Origin of the sequence: Roseburia sp. OF03-24 (assembly GCF_003463035.1) — a bacterium.
Lineage (GTDB): Bacteria > Bacillota > Clostridia > Lachnospirales > Lachnospiraceae > Roseburia > Roseburia rectibacter.
In genome coordinates, this window is the sequence record NZ_QSCK01000071.1 from 1 (window position 1) to 2,538 (window position 2,538).

Below are 2,538 nucleotides of genomic sequence, written 5' to 3' on the forward strand. Positions count from 1 at the left end.
AAATCGTTAAGGAAAGAATCGAAGGTGGTGCAAACGAAAAAGCAGTATTGAGACTTTTCATTAACTGCCTTTTCGTTTGCATCAATTTCGATTTTTTCTGGTTGAACAAAGCGCGTCAACTCTATATGGACTTTTAATTCTGACACTCTATTTATAATAGGATAGCGTGTACACATAGAAATACATAGAATTTATAATTCAGTCCTGTATTATGACACCAGAAATAAGCCTCCCTAAGGAAGCTAAAAAAATATACAGTTATGATACGTTAACAGAGCATATGTGGTTTTGGTTTTATAAAATGTTGTTCTGTAGGCAGAGGAATAATCTTACCACCACAGGAAGAACACTTGCATATATCTTTATTATAAAGAAGACGGATAATGGCAGGTGCATCCATATCTTTCAGCTTGGAAATATATTTTTTGCAACCAAGGATGTTTCTGCATAGGGTAATCTTTTTCTTCTTATTTCTGGATGAAAGAAGACCATAGTGCCTGATACGTACAAAACGTTTTGGAGGAACATGCATTAAAAATCGACGGATAAATTCCTCGCCGGATATGGTGATCTCTTTCCAAAGCCCTTGATTTTTGTAATCTTTAGCAGAAAATGTAACTGTAGATTCTGTCATGCCTTTGATACGGTAGTTGCTGATAGCAATCCGGTGGGTGTATTTTCCAAGATATCTGATGACAGATTCGGCACCGTCAAATGGTTTCTTGCAATAAGGAATCCATTCTTTTGCATAGCAGATATTTAACAATTCCTTGAAAGTATAGTAGTTTTTATAAGGTGCAGCCGATCCATGAAATTCAAGCCTGTCATTTTCCCAGAGCAGTTTAAGTTCAGCCATATATTTTCCACGAAATATTTTGGAGATTACCTTAATCGGAAGAAAAAACTCTTTCCCGTTGTCTTTCCAATGATTTTTCACATCCAGCCCTCCACCAAGAACAATCGCATGGATATGAGGATGAAAATTCATGGTGCTTCCCCATGTATGGAGGATACAAATATAGCCGATATCAGTCCCAAGATATTTACTGTCAGCAGCAAGTTCACTGAGAGTATCTGAAGCCGCATGATAAAGAGTAGCGTATAAGAATTTCTGGTTGCTGTAGATAATGGGATTGAGTTCTTCCGGAACTGTAAAAACCACATGGAAATAAGGAGCATCTAAGATATCCTCCCGCCGTGCATCTACCCATTTTTCTTTTGGAAACTCCTGACACATAGGACAGCACCTGTCACGGCAGGAGTTATAGTGGACTGATATGCAGCCGCAGTCCTCGCATACACTTACATTCACACCAAAGGCACCAGTTTTGCAATTCATGATGTGATAAGCGGCCTTTCGCTGAGCGGGAGAAATACTATGTGTGGATTCAAAAGATGAATAAAAACGATGGAAAACATCCTGAATCGTACAATCCTTACTCATGATTCACCACCTTCCGGGTTGTCGAACGGGCTGCGGATTCCAAGAAGTGTCTTGTTGCTCACATGAAGGTAAACATCTGTAGAGCGAGGATCAACATGTCCCAGAAGTGACTGGATATATTTTATATCTGTGCCACTTTCGAATAGGTGGCTGGCAAAACTATGACGGCACGCATGAGAGGAAACATGACGGGTAATGCCGGCGAGTTTAGCACTTTTCTTAAAAAACTGGTTAACACTGGTTATATCAAGATATCCACCGGTCCAGGAACTTGGAAAAAGGATATCTTTAGGGCGACCACATTTGTACCAATACTCAGTGAGAAGGTCTAAATTTTTTTGAGACAGAATCGTATACCTGTCAATTCTGCCTTTGGTTTCACGAACATGAATTGTCATGTTGGTACGTGAAATGTCATCATAATGAAGATGAACAACCTCTGATACACGTAATCCGGAAGAATACATAGTTGCAATAATCGCTTTATGCTTCAGATTCGGAGTGGCGTCAATGATTGCATTTATTTCATCGCGGGATAGAACAGCAGGAAGATTTCGCTCTCTTTTCATAGCCGGAACAGTGTCATCATCCCAGAGAATCTTCAGCACCTTTTTATATAAGAACTTGATTGCAGACCGATAGTGATTGTGAGTTTCAGGAGACCTTCCTTCCAGACGTTTGGCAGTAAGAAAACTTTCCGCATCTTCAAGTGTAAGATCAGAAACATTTTTTCCAATCCAACGAAGGAAGTAACTGACATCAGAGCAATACAGTTGAATAGTTCTTTCACGCAGGTTACGTTTTTCCGCTTCATTGCGGATGGATTCAAAAATATCTTTATACATAATAAAACCTCCAGAATAAGTAGTGTTAATAATTACATCTACCTATTCGGAGGTGCATTTGCGTCATAATTCCGATTGCGGAAGAGACTGGAAAATGTTATTCTTATCATAGGCAGTGGAGCTTTCTTAGTTCAGTTGTTTCGTGTGGTAACTTAACAATAACGGATTATGAAAAGTAATTCCACTGCTTTTTAATAAAAATAAAACTGCGCCACAGCCTTGGCAGGCCATCGCGCAGCGATTTTGTTC

Annotated in this window: 2 protein-coding genes; both read right to left on the reverse strand. The window is 39.3% G+C overall.

Annotation, left to right across the window (positions count from 1 at the left end; genetic code table 11):
- Positions 1–268: 268 nt before the first annotated feature.
- Positions 269–1,444: an IS91 family transposase gene (locus tag DXA60_RS18360; protein ID WP_117922684.1), complete on the reverse strand. Its 1,176-nt coding sequence runs from the start codon at positions 1,442–1,444 to the stop codon at positions 269–271.
- Positions 1,441–2,289: a tyrosine-type recombinase/integrase gene (locus DXA60_RS18365; protein ID WP_117922685.1), complete on the reverse strand. Its 849-nt coding sequence runs from the start codon at positions 2,287–2,289 to the stop codon at positions 1,441–1,443. The genes DXA60_RS18360 and DXA60_RS18365 overlap by 4 nt, the downstream gene beginning before the upstream one ends.
- Positions 2,290–2,538: the final 249 nt, after the last annotated feature.

Bases quoted from the DNA above. Each gene is read 5' to 3' on its own strand.
- DXA60_RS18360 (WP_117922684.1), bottom strand. From the start codon at position 1,444: ATGAGTAAGGATTGTACGATTCAGGATGTTTTCCATCGTTTTTATTCA.
- DXA60_RS18365 (WP_117922685.1), bottom strand. From the start codon at position 2,289: ATGTATAAAGATATTTTTGAATCCATCCGCAATGAAGCGGAAAAACGT.